Source organism: Streptomyces daghestanicus (assembly GCF_020521275.1).
Classification (GTDB): Bacteria; Actinomycetota; Actinomycetes; order Streptomycetales; family Streptomycetaceae; genus Streptomyces; species Streptomyces griseoviridis.
This window is the reverse complement of sequence record NZ_BNDX01000002.1, coordinates 1,403,273-1,419,676: the sequence shown is the minus strand read 5'-3', so window position 1 is coordinate 1,419,676 and position 16,404 is coordinate 1,403,273. Positions and strand designations below refer to the sequence as shown.

Sequence of the window (16,404 nt, the reverse complement as noted above, 5' to 3'; positions counted from 1 at the left end):
CGGTCAGCCGGTCTGCCGGGCCGCCGCGCGTCCCGCCGCCCGTCCGGAGAAGAGGCAGCCGCCGAGGAAGGTGCCCTCCAGGGCGTTGTAGCCGTGCACCCCGCCGCCGCCGAAGCCGGCCACCTCGCCGGCCGCGTAGAGGCCCTCGACCGGTGTGCCGTCGGCGCCGAGGGCGCGGGAGTCGAGGTCGGTCTGGATGCCGCCGAGGGTCTTGCGGGTGAGGATGTGCAGCTTGACGCCGATGAGCGGGCCGGCCGCCGGGTCGAGGACGCGGTGCGGGGCGGCGACCCGGCTGAGGCGGTCACCGAGGTAGCGGCGGGCGTTGCGGATGTCCTGCACCTGGGCGTCCTTGCCGAAGGGGTTGGCCAGTTGGAGGTCCCGGGCCTCGATCTGGCGGCGGACGAAGGCCGCGTCCAGGAGCGGCTCGTCGGTGAGGGCGTTCATCCGGTCCACGAGCTGTTCGAGGGTCGGCGCGGTCACGAAGTCGGCGCCCCGGCGCAGGAAGGCGGCGACCGGCCCGGGGGCGCCCTTGCCGATGACCCGTTCCTTCAGGAACGCCCTGCGGTCCTTGGCGGTGATGTCCGGGTTCTGCTCGGAACCGGAGAGCGCGAACTCCTTCTCCACGATCTTCCGGGTGAGGATGAACCAGGAGTGGTCGTGGTCCTTGATGGCAGGGTCGGTGCGCAGGTGCCGGAGCGTGCCGAGGCTGTCGTGGCCGGGCAGGCAGGGGTCGGGCAGGCGGCGGCCGAGGGCGTCGAACCAGAGCGGGGACGGGCCGGACAGGATGCGGATGCCGTGGCCGGGCCAGACCGGGTCCCAGTTGCGGACGCCCTCGGTGTAGTGCCACATCCGGTCCCGGTTGACCACCCGGACACCGGCCGCCTCGCTGATGCCGAGCATCCGGCCGTCGACGTAGGCGGGGACACCGGTGACCATCTCGGCGGGCGGGGTGCCCAGACGCTCGGGCCAGTGGCGGCGGACGGTGTCGTGGTCGGCGCCGATGCCGCCGGAGGTGACGATCACGGCCTGGGCGGTCAGTTCGAAGTCGCCGGCGCGGTCGCGGTTCGAGGCGACGCCGCGGGGTGCGGTGTCCTCGGCGAGGACGGTGCCCCGGACGCCCCGGGCGGTGCCGCCCTCGATGATCAGCTCGTCGACGCGGTGCCGGTGGTGGAAGGTGAGCAGCCCGTCGCGCACCGCCTGCTTCGCGTACCCGGCGAAGGGCGCGACCACGCCGGTGCCGGTGCCCCAGGCGATGTGGAAGCGCGGCACCGAGTTGCCGTGCCCGCCGGCCCGGAGGGCGCCGCGCTCGGCCCAGTTGACGGTGGGCAGCAGCTTGATGCCGTGCCCGTCCAGCCAGGACCGCTTCTCCCCCGCCGCCCACTCCACGTACGCCCGCGCCCAGCGCACCGCCCAGGAGTCCTCGTCGTCCAGGCGGTCGAAGCCGGCACTGCCCCGCCAGTCGTTCCAGGCGAGGTCGAAGGAGTCCTTGACGCCGAGGCGCCGCTGCTCCGGGGAGTCCACGAGGAACAGCCCCCCGAACGACCAGTACGCCTGCCCGCCCAGGTTGGCGGCGTTCTCCTGGTCGACCAGGGCGACCCGGCGGCCCCGGCCGGTCAGTTCGTGCGCCGCGACCAGCCCCGCGAGTCCCGCTCCGACGATGATGACGTCGGCGTCCATGACGACCGTCCCTTCCTCGTGTTCCCGTGTCCGTGTCCTGGGTTCAGCCCGTGAGCAGCGCGGTCAGCAGCCGCCCCAGCCAGCGGCGGGCGTCCTCGACGTCCCGGTCCAGCAGCAGCTGGGTGGTGACGCCGTCGTACGCGGCGACCACGGCGCGGGCCGCGCCGTCGGCGTCGCCGAGCACGGCGGGCAGCGGGCCCGGCGTCGCGGCGAGCCGGGCGGCGACGGTCCGGCGCAGCCCGGCCCGGTGCTCCAGCAGGGTCCGGGCGACGGCCGGGTCGCGGGCGGCGTGGACCAGGAAGTCGGTCTTCACCAGGAGCCAGTCCCGGTCCAGGAGCAGCACCCCGGCGACGCGGTCCGCGGCGGCCGGCAGGTCCGCCTCCGGTCCGTCCGCGGCGAGGGCCCCGGCGACCTGCCCGGCGATCAGTTCGGCGCGCTCCTGGTAGAGGGCGAAGAACAGCTCGTCGAGACTGGCGAAGTTGGAGTAGAAGGCGCCCCGGCTGTATCCGGCGGCCTCGCAGATCTCCTCGATGGGGACCCGTCCGAACCCCTTGGCCGCGAACACGGTGAACGCGGCCGCGAGCAGGTCGGCGCGCGTCCGGGCCCGGCGCCTGGTCACCCGCCGCCCCGTGGTGGCCGTCCGTTCCGCCATGCCCGGTCTCCGTCCGCCGGCTTGCGTTCGATACGGGAACGTATCCGATGCACCGGTGTATGCGAACCCCCCGGACAGCGATTGGAACGCCCGTTCGATTACCAGGTATGCTCGGTCCATGACCACGCACCTCCAGGGCTCCCTCTTCGACCAGGACGACCGGCTCCGGCTCGGCCCGCTCGACGGAGTCCGCCGGACCCGGCTGGGCTCCGGCGCCTGGATCGACGTGCTCCCGGCCTGGCTGAGCGGCGCCGACGCGCTCTTCGAACGGCTCGCCGCCGAGGTCCCCTGGCGGGCGGAGCGGCGCGCGATGTACGACCGGGTCGTCGACGTGCCCCGGCTGCTCGCCTTCTACGGGGCGGGCGACCCGCTGCCGCACGCGGTGCTGGACGAGGCCCGCGACGCGCTCGGCGCGCACTACGCGGCGGAGCTGGGCGAGCCGTTCACCACGGCCGGGCTCTGCTACTACCGGGACGGCCGGGACAGCGTCGCCTGGCACGGCGACCGGGTCGGCCGGGGCGCGCGCGAGGACACCATGGTCGCCATCCTCTCCGTGGGCACCCCGCGTGACCTGCTGCTGCGCCCGGTGGGCGGCGGCCCGGCGGTGCGCCGGCCGCTGGGCCACGGCGACCTGATCGTGATGGGCGGCTCCTGCCAGCGCACCTGGGAGCACTGCGTCCCCAAGTCGGCGCGGACCGGCGGCGGGCGGATCAGCGTCCAGTTCCGCCCGGACGACGTGCGCTGACCCCGGCACCCGGCGTACCGCCGCCCGGCCGCGTCTGCTTGGCTGGTCCCCCAGTCATCCCCGGGACGCGGAGCGAGCGATGAGCGCCGATGTACGACAGGTCGCGGACGGCACCTACCTGGTGCACGGCAGCAACACCAACTGGGTGATCCTCACCGAGGGGGACGCCGCCACGCTGATCGACACCGGCTATCCCGGGGACCGGCGGGCGGTGCTGGAGTCACTGGCGGCGGTGGGCAGTTCGCCCGAGGCGGTGGCGGCCGTGCTGATCACGCACGCCCACAACGACCACCTGGGCTCCGCCGAGTACCTGCGGGCGACTCACGGCACCCCGGTCCTCCTCCACGAGGCCGAGGTGCCCCACGCACGGCGGGACTTCCTCCAGCAGGTCTCCGTCCCCACGGTGCTGCGCAACGCCTGGCGGCCGGGCGTCCTGCCCTGGATCGCGCACGCCGTCCGTTCCGGCGGCACCGCGCGGTTGCCGGTCGCCGGGCCCCGGCCGTTCCCGGCGGCGGGCGCCCTGGACCTGCCCGGCCGCCCGGTGCCCGTGCACACCCCGGGGCACACCGACGGCCACAGCGCCTACCACCTCCCCGACGCCGGCGTGGTGATCTCCGGCGACGCCCTGGTCACCGGCCACCCCATCGCCCGGACCGAGGGACCGCAGATCCTCCCCGACATGTTCCACCACGAACGCGCGCGCACGGTGGCCTCGCTGGCGGTCTTCGAGGGGCTGGCGGGCGACCTGCTGCTGCCCGGCCACGGCCCGGCCCACCACGGGTCCGTCGCGCGGGCCGCGCGGCTGGCACGGGAGCGGGCGTCCTGAGCCGGGCGGGCACCGCTTAGAGTCGGGCCATGGCCTTGCAGATCAGCGCCACCAATCCGGAGCACCCGGCGCTCCTCCTCGAACTCCCCTGGCACGTGCCCCTGGAGGAGTGGCCCGGCAAACACCTCGTGCCGCTGCCACGCGGCATCTCCCGCCACGTGGTGCGCTACGCCCGCGCCGGGGACGAGATCGTCGCCGTCAAGGAGCTGGCGGAGCGGCCCGCGCTGCGCGAGTACGAGCTGCTGCGCGACCTGGACCGGCTCGGCATCCCCGCCGTCGACGCCCTCGGCGTGGTCACCGGCCGCACGGACGCCGGGGGCGAGCCGCTGGAGCCGGTGCTGATCACCCGGCACCTCGGCGGCTCGATGCCGTACCGGTCGATGTTCGAGACGACCCTGCGCCCGGCGACCATGCACCGGCTGATGGACGCCCTCGCCGTGCTGCTGGTACGGCTGCACCTGGCCGGGTTCGCCTGGGGCGACTGCTCGCTGTCCAACACCCTGTTCCGGCGCGACGCGGGCGCCTACGCGGCGTACCTGGTGGACGCCGAGACCGGTGAGCTGCACGCCCGGCTCAGCGACGGGCAGCGGGACTACGACCTCGAACTGGCCCGCGTCAACATCAGCGGCGAGCTGCTCGACCTGGAGGCGTCCGGCGCGCTGCACCCGTCCGTCGACGCCGTCGAGTTCGGCACCGAGATCTGCGCCCGCTACCGCTCCCTGTGGCAGGAGCTGACCCGCACCTCGGTGTACCCGGCGGGCAAGTACCACTACATCGAGCGGCGGATACGGCGGCTCAACGACCTCGGTTTCGACGTCGCCGAGATGCAGATCGAGCACGCCTCCAACGGCGACACCGTCACCTTCGTGCCCAAGGTCGTGGACGCCGGGCACCACCAGCGCCAGCTGCTGCGGCTGACCGGCCTGGACGCCGAGGAGAACCAGGCCCGCCGGCTGCTGAACGACCTGGAGTCCTGGATGACCACCCAGGACGACTACGCCCCCGGTGATCTCCTGGGAGCGCGCCCCGAGGTCCTCGCCCACCGCTGGGTGCGGGAGGTGTTCCGGCCGACCGTGCGGGCGGTGCCGCACGCGCTGCGCGGAGCGATGGACCCGGCGGAGATCTACCACGAGCTGCTGGAGCACCGCTGGTACCTGTCCGAGCGGGCCCAGCACGACATCGGGCTGGACACGGCCGTCCAGGACTACATCGAGAACGTCCTGCCCAAGGCCCGCGCGACGCTCCAGCCGACGGCCGGCGACTGACTCACCTCACGCGTGCGGGACGACCGCCACCGGGCAGCCCGCGTGGTGCAGCACCCCGTGGGCGACCGAACCGATGCGGGCGCCCACGGCGGAGCGGCGGGCGCGGCGGCCCACGACCATCAGCTGGGCCCGCCCGGCCACCGACAGCAGCACCTGTCCGGCGCTGCCCATCTCCACGTGCTCGACGACGGGCACGTCCGGGAAGCGGTCCCGCCACGGCTCCAGCGCCTCGGCGAGGGCCTTGTGCTCGTACGGCTCCGGGCCCCCGGCGTCGTCCAGCAGTTTGAGCGAGGCCGGGCTGTAGGAGAACAGCGGCGGCAGCGTCCAGGCCCGGACCGCCCGGACGGTGGCGCCGCGGGCGGCCGCCGCCTCGAAGGCGAACCGCAGCACCCCGGCGCTGTCCTCCGGCTCGCCCTGCTGGCCGACGACGATCTCGTGCCCGGCCACCTCGTCGGCGGGCCGGTCGCCGCCGGCCCGGACCAGGACGACCGGCCGCGCCGCCTCGGCGATCACCTGCTGGCCGACGGAGCCCAGCAGGAAGCCGACGACCGCGCCGTGCCCGCGCGAGCCCAGCACCAGCGTCCGCGCCTCGGCCGCGGCGGTGAGCAGCGTGGCCACCGGGTCGCCCTCCAGGACGTCGGTGGTCACCTCCAGGCCGCGGTGGCGCGAGGTCACCGACGCGGCCGCCCCGGTCACCGTCTCGCGCACCCAGCGCTCCTGCGTCTCCCGGTCCCCCGCGCCGGGCGCCTCGCCGGGCCGGAACCGCCAGGCGTGCACCACCCGCAGCGGCACACCGCCCCGGACGGCCTGCCGGGCCGCCCAGGCCAGCGCCGCCAGGCTCTCCTCCGATCCGTCCACCCCTGCCGTGACCGGACGCGTCATGCGGTGCCTCCCAGATGCGGTGCCTGTGTCGGCCCCAGTCTTCCCTACGGCGGCCCCGTGACCTGCGCCGGGGAACGGATGAGCGCCGCCCGGCCGTCGAACATACGATGGAGACGGGCCGGTGCGGTCACGGCAGACGCCGTGCCGTGGAACCGGCCGCTCGACTGGGGGACGTATGACACAGGCCGCCGAGACGGCGCGGACCGTCATCATGACCGTGGACGACGATCCGGGAGTGTCCCGTGCCGTCGCCCGCGACCTGCGGCGACGCTACGGTGCCGGGCACCGGATCGTGCGCGCGGAGTCCGGGGAGTCGGCGCTCCAGGCCCTGCGTGAACTGAAGCTGCGCGGCGAACTCGTCGCCGTGATCATCGCCGACTACCGGATGCCGGGGATGAACGGCATCGAATTCCTCGAACAGGCCATGGACGTCCACCCGGCCGCCCGGCGGGTGCTGCTGACGGCCTACGCGGACACCAACGCGGCGATCGACGCGATCAACGTGGTCGACCTGGACCACTACCTGCTCAAGCCCTGGGACCCGCCGGAGGAGAAGCTCTACCCGGTCCTGGACGACCTGCTGGCGGCGTGGCGGGCCGGCGACCACAAGCCGGTGCCCAGCACCAAGGTGGTCGGGCACCGCTTCTCGGCGCGCTCCTCGGAGGTCCGCGAGTTCCTGGCCCGCAACCAGGTGCCCTACCGCTGGTACTCCGCCGACGAGCCGGAGGGCGGGCGGCTGCTGTCCGCCGCCGGGCAGGACGGCCGGCGGCTGCCGGTGGTGATCACGGCGGACGGGACGCCGCTGGTGGAGCCCGGGACCGCCGACCTCGCCGCGCACGTGGGCCTGGCGACGACACCGGCGGCCGACTTCTACGACCTGGTGGTGATCGGCGGCGGCCCGGCCGGGCTGGGCGCGGCCGTGTACGGGGCGTCGGAGGGGCTGCGCACGGTCCTGGTGGAGCGGTCGGCGACCGGCGGGCAGGCCGGGCAGAGCAGCCGCATCGAGAACTACCTGGGCTTCCCCGACGGCGTCTCCGGCGCCCAGCTCACCGACCGGGCCCGGCGGCAGGCGGCCAAGTTCGGCGCCGAGATCCTCACCGCGCGGGAGGTGACCGGCCTGGAGGTCAACGGGGCGGCGCGCACGGTGCGGTTCTCCGACGGCTCGGCCATCGCCGCGCACAGCGTGATCCTGGCCACCGGCGTCTCCTACCGGGAGCTGACCGCGCCGGGCACCGAGGCCCTGACCGGCTGCGGTGTCTTCTACGGCTCGGCGCTGACCGAGGCGGCGGCCTGCCAGGGCAACGACGTGTACATCGTCGGCGGCGCCAACTCCGCCGGACAGGCGGCGATGTACCTGGCCCGGGGCGCCAAGTCGGTGACGCTGCTGGTGCGCGGGGAGTCGCTGGCGGCGTCGATGTCCCACTACCTGATCCAGCAGATCGAGGAGACGCCCAACATCGTGGTCCGCTGCGGCACGGTCGTGGAGTCCGCGCACGGCGACGGCCGGCTGGAGGGGCTGACACTGCGGGACGCGCACAGCGGGCAGCGCGAACTGGTCGACGCGCAGTGGCTGTTCGTGTTCATCGGCGCGGCCCCGCTCACCGACTGGCTGGACGGCACGGTGGAGCGGGACGAGCGCGGGTTCATCCTGGCCGGGCCCGACCTGACCGCCGACGGGCGCCCGCCGGCCGGCTGGGAGCCCGACCGGGCGCCGTACCACCTGGAGACCAGCGTGCCGGGTGTCTTCGTGGCGGGCGACGCCCGGCACGAGTCCGCCAAGCGGGTCGCGTCCGCCGTAGGAGAGGGTGCCATGGCCGTGATGCTCGTCCACCGGTATCTGGAGCAGTCGTGAGCGGGCGGCCGATGCCGTGCAGCCCCGGTGAGATCGGTTCGCTGTTCCTGTTCGAGAAGCTCTCCCCCGAGCAGCTCGGGCGGCTGTGCGCCGAGGGCCGGGTGGAGCTGTTCGAACCCGGCCCGGTGTACGCCGAGGGCGACCCCGCCACCTGCTTCTACGTGCTGCTGGAGGGCACGGCGGTGCTGTCGCGGCGGGTCGGCGGGGACGACGTGGAGACCAACCGGACCTCCCAGCGCGGGGTGTACGCCGGGGCGATGCAGGCGTACCTCGGGGACCGGGTGCCGCAGGTCTACACCAATTCTCTGCGGGTGACCGCGCCGACCCGGTTCTTCGTGCTGCCCGCGGACACCTTCGCGGGCGTGGTGCAGGAGTGGTTCCCGATGGCCGTGCACCTGCTGGAGGGGCTGTTCTTCGGGTCGAAGAACACCCAGCGGGCCGTCGGGCAGCGCGAGCGGCTGCTGGCGCTGGGTTCGTTGTCGGCCGGGCTCACCCATGAGCTGAACAACCCGGCCGCCGCGGCGGTACGGGCCACCGCCTCGCTGCGCGAGCGGGTGGCGAAGATGCGGCACAAGCTGAGGGTGATCGCCGAGGGGCCGTTCTCCCGGGAGGCGCTGGCCGCGCTCATCGACATCCAGGACCGCACCGCCGAGCGGGTGGCGAAGGCGCCCGTGCTGAGCCCGATGGAGGCCGCCGACCGGGAGGACGCGGTCACCGACTGGCTGGACGGCCACGGCATCCGGGACGGCTGGCAGCTCGCGCCGACCTTCGTGCAGGCCGGGCTGGACAGCGAGTGGCTGGACCAGGTCGCGGCGGCCGTGGACGAGGAGATCCTGCCGAACGCGGTGGGCTGGCTCAACTACACGGTCGAGACCGAACTGCTGATGAACGAGATCGGTGACTCCACCGCCCGCATCTCCCACCTGGTCGACGCGGCCAAGCAGTACTCCCAGCTCGACCGGGCCCCCTACCGCAGCGCCGACGTCCACGAACTCCTCGACTCCACGCTGCTGATGCTGTCGGGCAAGATCGGCCCGCGGATCAAGGTGGTCAAGGAGTACGACCGCACCCTCCCGGACGTGCCCGCCCATCCGGCGGAGCTGAACCAGGTGTGGACCAACCTGATCGACAACGCGGTGTCCGCGATGGACTCGGCCGGCGGCGAGGGCACGCTGACCGTGCGGACGGCCCGCGTCCACGACCGGCTGCTGGTGGAGTTCCGCGACACCGGCCCCGGGGTGCCCGCGGAGATCCGCGACCGGATCTTCGATCCCTTCTTCACCACCAAGCCGGTGGGCGAGGGCACCGGGCTCGGCCTGGACATCTCCTGGCGGATCGTGGTCAACAAGCACCACGGCGCCCTCCAGGTGGACTCCCGGCCGGGCGACACCCGTTTCCAGGTGCTGCTGCCGCTGACCGCGGCGGCACCCGACCCGACCGAGGAGCCGGTATGAACGACGTACGCGACGACAGCGGTATCGACCCCGTCGTCCCGCCGAGCGGCGCGGGCTGCGCCGAGTGCGAGAGCGCGGGCGGCTGGTGGTTCCACCTGCGGCGCTGCGCGGCCTGCGGTCACGTGGGCTGCTGCGACAGCTCGCCGGGACAGCACGCCACCGCCCACTTCCGGACCACCGGCCACCCGGTGGTGCAGAGCTACGAACCCGGCGAGGACTGGTTCTGGGACTACGCGGCGGACGAGCTGCGCGCCTCCGGGCCGGCCCTCGCACCGCCGGTGAGCCACCCCGAGGGCCAGCCGGCGCCCGGACCGGCGGGCCGGGTCCCGGCGGACTGGGCGCGCTCGCTGCGCGGCTGACCCGCGTTCCACCGCCGGGCCGGGGAACCACCGGGGCGTTCGGCCCGTTCTGGGAGTCATGAAGGAGTTGGTCCCGGGCGGCAACCTCCCCCTGCCCGCAGGTCCCGTGCAGGTCCGGGTGCCCGGCGGCTTCGACGTGTCCGCGCTGATCACGGACGACGGCGGAAAGGTCGCCGGGGACGCGGACTTCGTCTTCTACAACCAGCCCGAGGCCCCCGGAGCCCGGCTGGCCCCGGCCGACGGCACCCTCACCGTCGATCCGCGCGGGCTGCGGGCCGGGGCGACCCGGGTGACGATCGCCGTCAGCGCAGCCGACCCGGACACCGCGCTGCGCCTGCTGCCCGCGCCCGCGCTGCGGCTGACGGGCCCGGACGGCGCGGCGCTGGCCCGGTTCACCCCGCCGCGCCCGGACCGGGAGACGGTGCTGCTGCTCGCCGAGCTGTACCGGCGCGGCGACGGCTGGAAGCTCCGCGCCCTGGGGCAGGGGTACGCGGACGGACTGGCCGGTCTCGCCCGCGACTTCGGCGTCGACGTGGACGACGGCCCCCCGGCGGCCGGCGACGGCGACTTCCTGCTGCCCGCCCCGGCCGCCGGTGACTTCCTGCTCCCCGCACCGGCCGGCGACGGCTTCCTGGACCGGGTGAACTCCGCCCGCGCCGCCGCCGGTTCGCCGCCGGTCGCCCTGGACGCCCGGCTGACCGAAGCGGCCCGCGCGCACGCCTCCGCGATGGCCGAGGCGGGCGCCCTGAGCGTCCAGACCCGGGACGGGGTCTCCGTCTACCGGCGCGCCCTGGCCGCCGGATACCCGTTCCTGACGGTCGGCGAGCACCTGGTGTCCGGCCCGCGCACCCCCGCCGAGTTCGTCAGGTACTGCCTGGGTGCCGACCGCACCCGGCGTGCCCTGTGCGACGCGGCGTTCACCCACGTCGGGCTTGCCCACGTCACCGGCGGTCCGGCGGGCGACACCTACTGGACGGCGCTGTGGGCCGCGCCGCTGACCCCTGGCGGGCTGGCCCGCACCGTCGCCGAGGTGGTCGCGCTGACCAACCGGGAGCGGGCCGCGGCGGGGCTGCCGCCGCTGGCCGCCGACCCCCGGCTGACCGCCGCGGCGCAGGCGCACAGCGCGGACATGGTGGCGCGGGACTTCTACTCCCACACCTCCCCCGGCGGCGCGGGGCCCCAGGACCGGGCCGTCGCCGCGGGCGCCGCGTACGGCACGACCGGGGAGAACATCGCCTGCGGCCAGCGCTCCCCGGCCGACGTGGTGGAGGGCTGGATGAACAGCCCGGGGCACCGCGCCAACATCCTCGCCCCCGGCTTCACCCACCTCGGGGCGGGACTGGCCGGCGGCGGGCGGGCGGGCACGTACTGGACGCAGCTCTTCGGTGGCTGACCGTCCCGGAACCGGTGGGCGGCCGATCCTGGCGGAAGCCGGCCGTCCGGGACAGGATGCCCGCATGAAGGGTGACCTCTTTTCCAGCGAGCACATGGTGCGGCCCGCGCAGGCGCCGGGTATGACCGTCGAGAACTCCAAATGCATCCGGTACGCGGTGGACGGCGAGATGCTCGCCCGCCAGGGCGCCATGGTCGCCTACCGCGGCGACCTCCAGTTCGAGCGCAAGGGCCAAGGCGTGGGCGGCATGCTCAAGCGCGCGGTCACCGGCGAGGGCCTGCCGCTGATGGCGGTGCGCGGACAGGGCGAGGCCTGGTTCGCCCACGAGGCGCAGAACTGCTTCGTCGTCGAGGTCGGCCAGGGCGACGAGTTCACCGTCAACGGCCGCAACGTGCTCTGTTTCGACGCCTCGTTGTCGTACCGCATCGCCACCGTGAAGGGCGCCGGGATCGCCGGGGGCGGCCTGTTCAACAGCGTCTTCACCGGCCAGGGCCGGCTGGGGCTGGTGTGCGAGGGCACGCCGCTGGTCATCCCGGTCTCGCCGCAGTACCCGGTGTACGTCGACACCGACGCGGTCGTCGGATGGACGGCCGGGCTCCAGCCCTCGCTGCACCGCTCGCAGTCCATCGGCTCGATGCTGCGCGGCGGTTCCGGCGAGGCGGTGCAGCTGATGCTCCAGGGCCAGGGGCACGTCGTGGTCCGGCCCAGCGAGGCGACCCCGCAGAAGGCACAACAACACTGAGAGGCACTTCCTTGAGCTTGGTCACGATCACGGAGATCGAAGCCGCCGCGCGGCGCGTCGCCGGGCACGTCGTCCGCACCCCCACGGTCCCCAGCCCCGGCCTGTCCGGCCTGCTCGGCGTGGAGGTCACGGCGAAGCTGGAGCTGCTGCAGCGCACCGGCTCCTTCAAGGCGCGCGGCGCGGTGGCGAAGCTGCTGTCGCTGACCCCGGCCGAACGGGCCGCCGGGGTGGTCGCGGTCAGCGGCGGCAACCACGGCATCGCGCTGGCGGTGATGGCCGCCGCCCTGGACATGAAGGCGACCGTGGTGATGCCGCGGTCGGCGCCCGCCCGTTCGGTGCGCACCGCCGAGGACGCCGGGGCGGTGGTGCGGCTGACGGACTCCATGGCCGAGGCGTTCGCGCTGGCCGAGCGGCTGGGCACGGAGGGGCTGACGCCGGTGCACCCCTTCGACGACCCGGTGGTGATCGCCGGGCAGGGCACCGTCGGGCTGGAGCTGGCCGACGACGCCGGCGAGCTGACCGACGTCCTGGTGAGCATCGGGGGCGGCGGGCTGGTCTCGGGCGTCGCGGCGGCGCTGCGGGCCCGGCGTCCGGACGTCCGCGTGTGGGGGGTGGAGACGGAGGGCGCCGAGGCGATGTCCCGGGCGCTCGCGGCGGGCGGGCCGGTACGGGTGGAGGTGTCGTCGATCAGCTCCACGCTGAGCGCCCCGGCCGTCTCCCGGCTGACGTACGACCATGTGTCGGCGCTGGTCACCGAGGTGCTGGTGGTGCCCGACCGGGAGGCCGTGCGGGGGTCGCTGGAGCTGGCCGAGCACGCGAAGGTGTGGACCGAGCCGGCCGCCGGCTGTCTGCTGCCCGCCGCCCGGCGGGTGATCGAGCGGGTCGGCCCCGGCGCCCGGCTCGGCCTGGTGGTGTGCGGGGGCAACGCGACGGTCGCCGACATGGCGGCCTGGTCCGCCCGCTTCGGGCTGGAGTGAGCGCCGGCCGCCGGGTTCCGCCCGTTTTCCCCCGGCCCGGACGGGGACCCGGCGGTCATGGTGCACATCGGATACACAATGATGACCGAGCAGGCCGGCCCCCGGGAGCTGGTCGGCCACCTGGTACGGGCCGAGGAGGCGGGCTTCGACTTCTCCGTCACCTCCGACCACTACTTCCCGTGGCTGCGTTCACAGGGGCACTCCCCGTACGCGTGGAGCGTGCTGGGCGCGGCGGCGCAGGCGACCAGCCGCATCCCGCTGATGACGTACGTGACGTGTCCGACGATGCGGTACCACCCGGCGGTGGTCGCGCAGAAGGCGGCCACCATGCAGCTGCTGTCCGAGGGACGGTTCCGGCTGGGGCTCGGCTCGGGCGAGAACCTCAACGAGCACGTGGTGGGCCGGGGCTGGCCGGCCGCCGACGTACGGCACGAGATGTTCCAGGAGGCCGTCGAGATCATCCGGGCCCTCTTCGACGGCGGCCACGTGAACTACCGGGGCAAGCACTTCGACGTGGAGTCCGCCAAGCTGTGGGACCTGCCCGACAGCCCGCCGCCCATCGGCATGGCCGTCTCCGGCGAGCAGTCCTGCGCGCTGGCGGGCCGCCTCGCCGACCTGGTGATCGCGACCGAGCCGAAGCCGGACCTGCTGGAGTCCTTCGACCGGCACGGCGGCGCGGGCAAGCCGCGGGTGGGCCAGTTGCCGGTGTCGTACGACCCGGACCGGGAGACGGCGGTGCGCCGCGCCCATGACCAGTTCCGCTGGTTCGGCAACGGATGGAAGGTGAACTCCGAGCTGCCGCACCCGGATTCCTTCCAGGCGGCCACCCAGTTCGTCACGCCGGACGACGTCGCCGCGTCGATCCCGTGCGGCGACGACCCGGAAACCTTCGTCGAGGCGGTGCGGCCCTACGCCGAGGCCGGGTTCACCGAGATCGCGCTGGTGCAGATCGGCGGCGAGTCCCAGCCGGCCTTCCTGGACTGGTCCGAGAAGACGCTGCTGCCCGCGCTGCGCGAGGCGCTGGGCGGCTCCTGAGAGTCACGGATCGAGTACATCACCCGGTCGCCGGAGCATTTTCCCGGTTCCGGGGGTACCAGGAGGGTTCCAGGCAGGTTCTTTCCCGGAGGCCCTTTCGTGAACTCCCCCGTGCACCAGACCCTCGTCGTGCAGCTCCAGGCGGGCGAGACGGACCGCTGCCCCGTCTTCGCCCACCTGGCGTACGACGCGGCGGACCCGTTCGCGCTCACCGTGGTCTTCAGCCACGACGGCCATGTGCTGGCCCGCTGGACGCTGGACCGCGAGATGGTCGCCGAGGGTCTGCTGCGGCCGGTCGGGATCGGTGACGTGCGGATGCGCCCGGTGTCCAACGGGACGCTGGACGAGCTGCGGCTGGAGTTCCTGGGCGATCCCCGGACGGACGGGGACCGCCATCACGCGGTGGTGTACGCCTGGGCCCCGGCGGTCTCCGCCTTCCTGCGGGACACGTACGCCGTCGTCCCGCAGGGCCAGGAGGAGGTCCGGGTCGACGACTTCCTGGCGGAGGTCATCGCCGGGGGCTGAGCGGCGGGTCAGTCCGCCGTGTGGCGGTGGCGGGTCCACAGCGGCAGGACGAACCAGCACAGCAGGTACCAGGCGACGACCCCCGCCACCAGGTAGGGCACGAACCCGTCGTGCGTGGCGACCCGCAGGATCAGCAGCAGGGACGCGGTCGTGGTGGCGAGCAGCAGCACCAGGCCGAGCAGGGTGAGCCGGGAGGCCCAGCGCACGGCCTGCGGCTTGACGCGCCGTCCGGAGACGAGGCGGTGCAGGGAGACCGGCCCGATCAGCGCGCCCGTCGCGGCGGCGCCGAGGACGACGGTGATCAGGTAGATGGTCCGGTCGGTGTCCGACAACTGCTCGTACTTGGGCTGGAAGACGACGGTCAGCAGGAAGCCGAAGAGGATCTGCACGCCCATCTGGGCGACCCGGACCTCCTGGATCAGTTCCGTCCACATCCGGTCGGCGCGCTCCTCCTCGGTCTCGTCGCGCCCCCGCCGCCTGCCCGTCCCCGCGTCCGTCACTGAATCCTCCCGGTGGTCGTGGCCTGCCGGACCTTTTCCCGGGTTCCCCGAAGTCAGGCGCGCTTGACGCACATATGTGCTGTTTGGCGGGCGCGGGCACGGTTACACGGACGGCGACCGGAACACCGTACGAGGAGGTCGTCAAGGATGTCCGACACGCAGCTCACCGTGACGCTGGACGGCGGCGGGATCGAGGACGCGCGGGCGGTGGTGCGCGCGCTGGAAGGCGTGTTCGGGGCGCCGGACGACCTCCCGGCGGACGAGCGGGCGACGGTCCGCACCGCCACGTTCAGCTCATCGTCGGCCCCCGAGCCGTCCGGGGCACCCGAGTCCGGCGGCGGGCGGCTGTCCGCGCCGGTGACGGTGACCGTGCAGGGCACCCCGCAGGCCGTGGCGGCGGCGAGCGAGACGCTGGCCCGCGCCTTCACCACCAGCGACGAGGGCGCCGCCTCCGGCGACCAGGAGCAGGAGCGGGAACTCCACCTGGTGCCGTGAGGCGGCGCCACGGGGGTCTGCCGGCGGGGTCTACCAGCGGCCCTCGACCTGGGCCTTGATACGGCGCTCGTACAGCTCGGTGATCGCGTCGAGCGTGGCGTCGGACAGGTCGGGCAGCGCGGCGGTGGCGGCGTTGGCGCGGGCCTGCTCGGGCGAGCGGGCGCCGGGGATGACCGTGGTCACGCCGGGCTGCCGCACGATCCAGCCCAGCGCGAGCTGGGCCGGGGTGTAGCCCTCGGGGGCGAGCGCGGCGAACTCGGCGGCGGCCTCGACGCCCGTCGCGTAGTCCACCCCGGAGAAGGTCTCGCCCTGGTCGAAGGCCTCGCCGTGCCGGTTGAAGGAGCGGTGGTCGTCGGCGGCGAAGACGGTGTCCTCGGTGTACTTCCCGGACAGCAGGCCGGAGGCGAGCGGCACCCGGGCGATGATCCCGACGCCGGCCTTCCGGGCCGCCGGGAGGACCTCGGCGAGCGGCTTCATCCGGAACGGGTTGAGGATGATCTGCACGCTGGCGACGTTCGGCCGCGCGAGCGCGGTGAGCGCCTCGGCGCAGGTCTCGACGCTGACGCCGTACGCCTTGATCCGCTCCTCGGCGACCAGGGTGTCCAGGGCGTCGAACACCTCGTCCGAGGAGTAGACGGGCGTGGGCGGGCAGTGCAGCTGGACGAGGTCGAGGACGTCCGTGCCGAGGTTGCGGCGGGAGCGGTCGTTCCAGGCGCGGAAGTTGTCCAGGACGTAGTTCTCGGGGAGCTGCTCGGCGCGGCGTCCCATCTTGGTGGCGACGGTGATGTCCAGCTCGGGCCGGGACCGCAGGAACGTGGCGATGGTCTGCTCGCTGCGGCCGTCGCCGTAGACGTCGGCGGTGTCGAAGAAGGTCACCCCGGCCTCGGCCGCGGCCTCCAGGACCGCGAGGGCCTCGGTGTCGTCGACGTCGCCCCAGTCGGCGCCCAGCTGCCAGGTGCCCAGGCCGATGACGGAGGCGTGCTGCCCGGACCTGTCGAATGCGCGTTCTTCCATGGGCGTCAGTG

At 74.1% G+C, this 16,404-nt stretch carries 17 protein-coding genes; 12 read left to right on the top strand and 5 right to left on the bottom strand.

Annotated elements, in window-relative coordinates:
* Positions 1-3: 3 nt before the first annotated feature.
* Positions 4-1,677 carry an FAD-binding dehydrogenase gene (locus Sdagh_RS06320; RefSeq protein ID WP_190078108.1) on the bottom strand — a complete coding sequence of 558 codons (1,674 nt, stop codon included), beginning with the start codon at positions 1,675-1,677 and terminating at the stop codon, positions 4-6.
* Positions 1,678-1,720: 43 nt separating this feature from the next.
* Positions 1,721-2,329: a TetR/AcrR family transcriptional regulator gene (locus Sdagh_RS06315; protein ID WP_190010938.1), complete on the bottom strand. Its 609-nt coding sequence runs from the start codon at positions 2,327-2,329 to the stop codon at positions 1,721-1,723.
* 118 nt (positions 2,330-2,447) lie between these two features.
* Here Sdagh_RS06315 and Sdagh_RS06310 point away from each other — a divergent pair, with 118 nt between their 5' ends.
* The 3 genes from Sdagh_RS06310 (at position 2,448) to Sdagh_RS06300 (ending at position 5,165) form a co-directional block, all read left to right on the top strand.
* Positions 2,448-3,074 carry an alpha-ketoglutarate-dependent dioxygenase AlkB gene (locus tag Sdagh_RS06310; protein WP_189420506.1) on the top strand — a complete coding sequence of 209 codons (627 nt, stop codon included), beginning with the start codon at positions 2,448-2,450 and terminating at the stop codon, positions 3,072-3,074.
* Between the two features lie 79 nt (positions 3,075-3,153).
* Positions 3,154-3,900, top strand: a complete 747-nt coding sequence (locus Sdagh_RS06305) for an MBL fold metallo-hydrolase (protein ID WP_189420508.1) — start codon at positions 3,154-3,156, stop codon at positions 3,898-3,900.
* A 29-nt stretch (positions 3,901-3,929) separates the two neighbouring features.
* Positions 3,930-5,165, top strand: coding sequence for a DUF4032 domain-containing protein (locus Sdagh_RS06300; protein ID WP_189420510.1), 1,236 nt, complete (start codon positions 3,930-3,932; stop codon positions 5,163-5,165).
* A 6-nt stretch (positions 5,166-5,171) separates the two neighbouring features.
* On the opposite strand, the gene Sdagh_RS06295 is transcribed toward Sdagh_RS06300, so the two are convergent.
* Positions 5,172-6,047: a universal stress protein gene (locus Sdagh_RS06295; RefSeq protein WP_189420512.1), complete on the bottom strand. Its 876-nt coding sequence runs from the start codon at positions 6,045-6,047 to the stop codon at positions 5,172-5,174.
* Positions 6,048-6,222: 175 nt separating this feature from the next.
* Here Sdagh_RS06295 and Sdagh_RS06290 point away from each other — a divergent pair, with 175 nt between their 5' ends.
* The 8 genes from Sdagh_RS06290 to Sdagh_RS06255 all read left to right on the top strand — a co-directional run bounded on the left by Sdagh_RS06290 (position 6,223) and on the right by Sdagh_RS06255 (position 14,384).
* Positions 6,223-7,899, top strand: a complete 1,677-nt coding sequence (locus Sdagh_RS06290) for an NAD(P)/FAD-dependent oxidoreductase (RefSeq protein WP_190078109.1) — start codon at positions 6,223-6,225, stop codon at positions 7,897-7,899.
* Positions 7,896-9,353, top strand: a complete 1,458-nt coding sequence (locus Sdagh_RS06285; protein WP_226534650.1) for an ATP-binding protein — start codon at positions 7,896-7,898, stop codon at positions 9,351-9,353. The genes Sdagh_RS06290 and Sdagh_RS06285 overlap by 4 nt, the downstream gene beginning before the upstream one ends.
* Positions 9,350-9,712 (top strand): UBP-type zinc finger domain-containing protein, encoded by a 363-nt coding sequence (locus Sdagh_RS06280; RefSeq protein WP_189420516.1) that lies wholly within the window; start codon positions 9,350-9,352, stop codon positions 9,710-9,712. Before Sdagh_RS06285 ends, Sdagh_RS06280 begins: the two co-directional genes overlap by 4 nt.
* A gap of 58 nt (positions 9,713-9,770) precedes the next feature.
* On the top strand, positions 9,771-11,105 hold the full coding sequence (locus Sdagh_RS06275; protein ID WP_190078110.1) for a CAP domain-containing protein: 1,335 nt from the start codon (positions 9,771-9,773) through the stop codon (positions 11,103-11,105).
* A 64-nt stretch (positions 11,106-11,169) separates the two neighbouring features.
* Complete coding sequence (locus Sdagh_RS06270) at positions 11,170-11,847, top strand: AIM24 family protein (protein WP_189420520.1); 678 nt, start codon at positions 11,170-11,172, stop codon at positions 11,845-11,847.
* A gap of 17 nt (positions 11,848-11,864) precedes the next feature.
* A complete protein-coding gene (locus tag Sdagh_RS06265) occupies positions 11,865-12,824 on the top strand; it encodes a threonine/serine dehydratase family protein (RefSeq protein ID WP_190010960.1) in 960 nt (319 codons plus the stop codon).
* A gap of 57 nt (positions 12,825-12,881) precedes the next feature.
* Positions 12,882-13,859, top strand: a complete 978-nt coding sequence (locus Sdagh_RS06260) for an LLM class F420-dependent oxidoreductase (RefSeq protein WP_189420522.1) — start codon at positions 12,882-12,884, stop codon at positions 13,857-13,859.
* Positions 13,860-13,958: 99 nt separating this feature from the next.
* Complete coding sequence (locus tag Sdagh_RS06255) at positions 13,959-14,384, top strand: SsgA family sporulation/cell division regulator (RefSeq protein WP_189420524.1); 426 nt, start codon at positions 13,959-13,961, stop codon at positions 14,382-14,384.
* Positions 14,385-14,392: 8 nt separating this feature from the next.
* Here the strand turns inward: Sdagh_RS06255 and Sdagh_RS06250 are convergent, their stop codons facing one another.
* A complete protein-coding gene (locus tag Sdagh_RS06250) occupies positions 14,393-14,884 on the bottom strand; it encodes a DUF6328 family protein (protein ID WP_189420526.1) in 492 nt (163 codons plus the stop codon).
* Between the two features lie 147 nt (positions 14,885-15,031).
* On the opposite strand from Sdagh_RS06250, the gene Sdagh_RS06245 reads away from it, so the two are divergent.
* The gene (locus Sdagh_RS06245; RefSeq protein WP_189420528.1) at positions 15,032-15,379 is read left to right on the top strand and encodes a hypothetical protein; all 348 of its coding nucleotides are present in this window, start codon (positions 15,032-15,034) and stop codon (positions 15,377-15,379) included.
* Between the two features lie 30 nt (positions 15,380-15,409).
* On the opposite strand, the gene Sdagh_RS06240 is transcribed toward Sdagh_RS06245, so the two are convergent.
* Positions 15,410-16,393: an aldo/keto reductase gene (locus Sdagh_RS06240; protein WP_189420530.1), complete on the bottom strand. Its 984-nt coding sequence runs from the start codon at positions 16,391-16,393 to the stop codon at positions 15,410-15,412.
* Positions 16,394-16,404 lie beyond the last annotated feature (11 nt).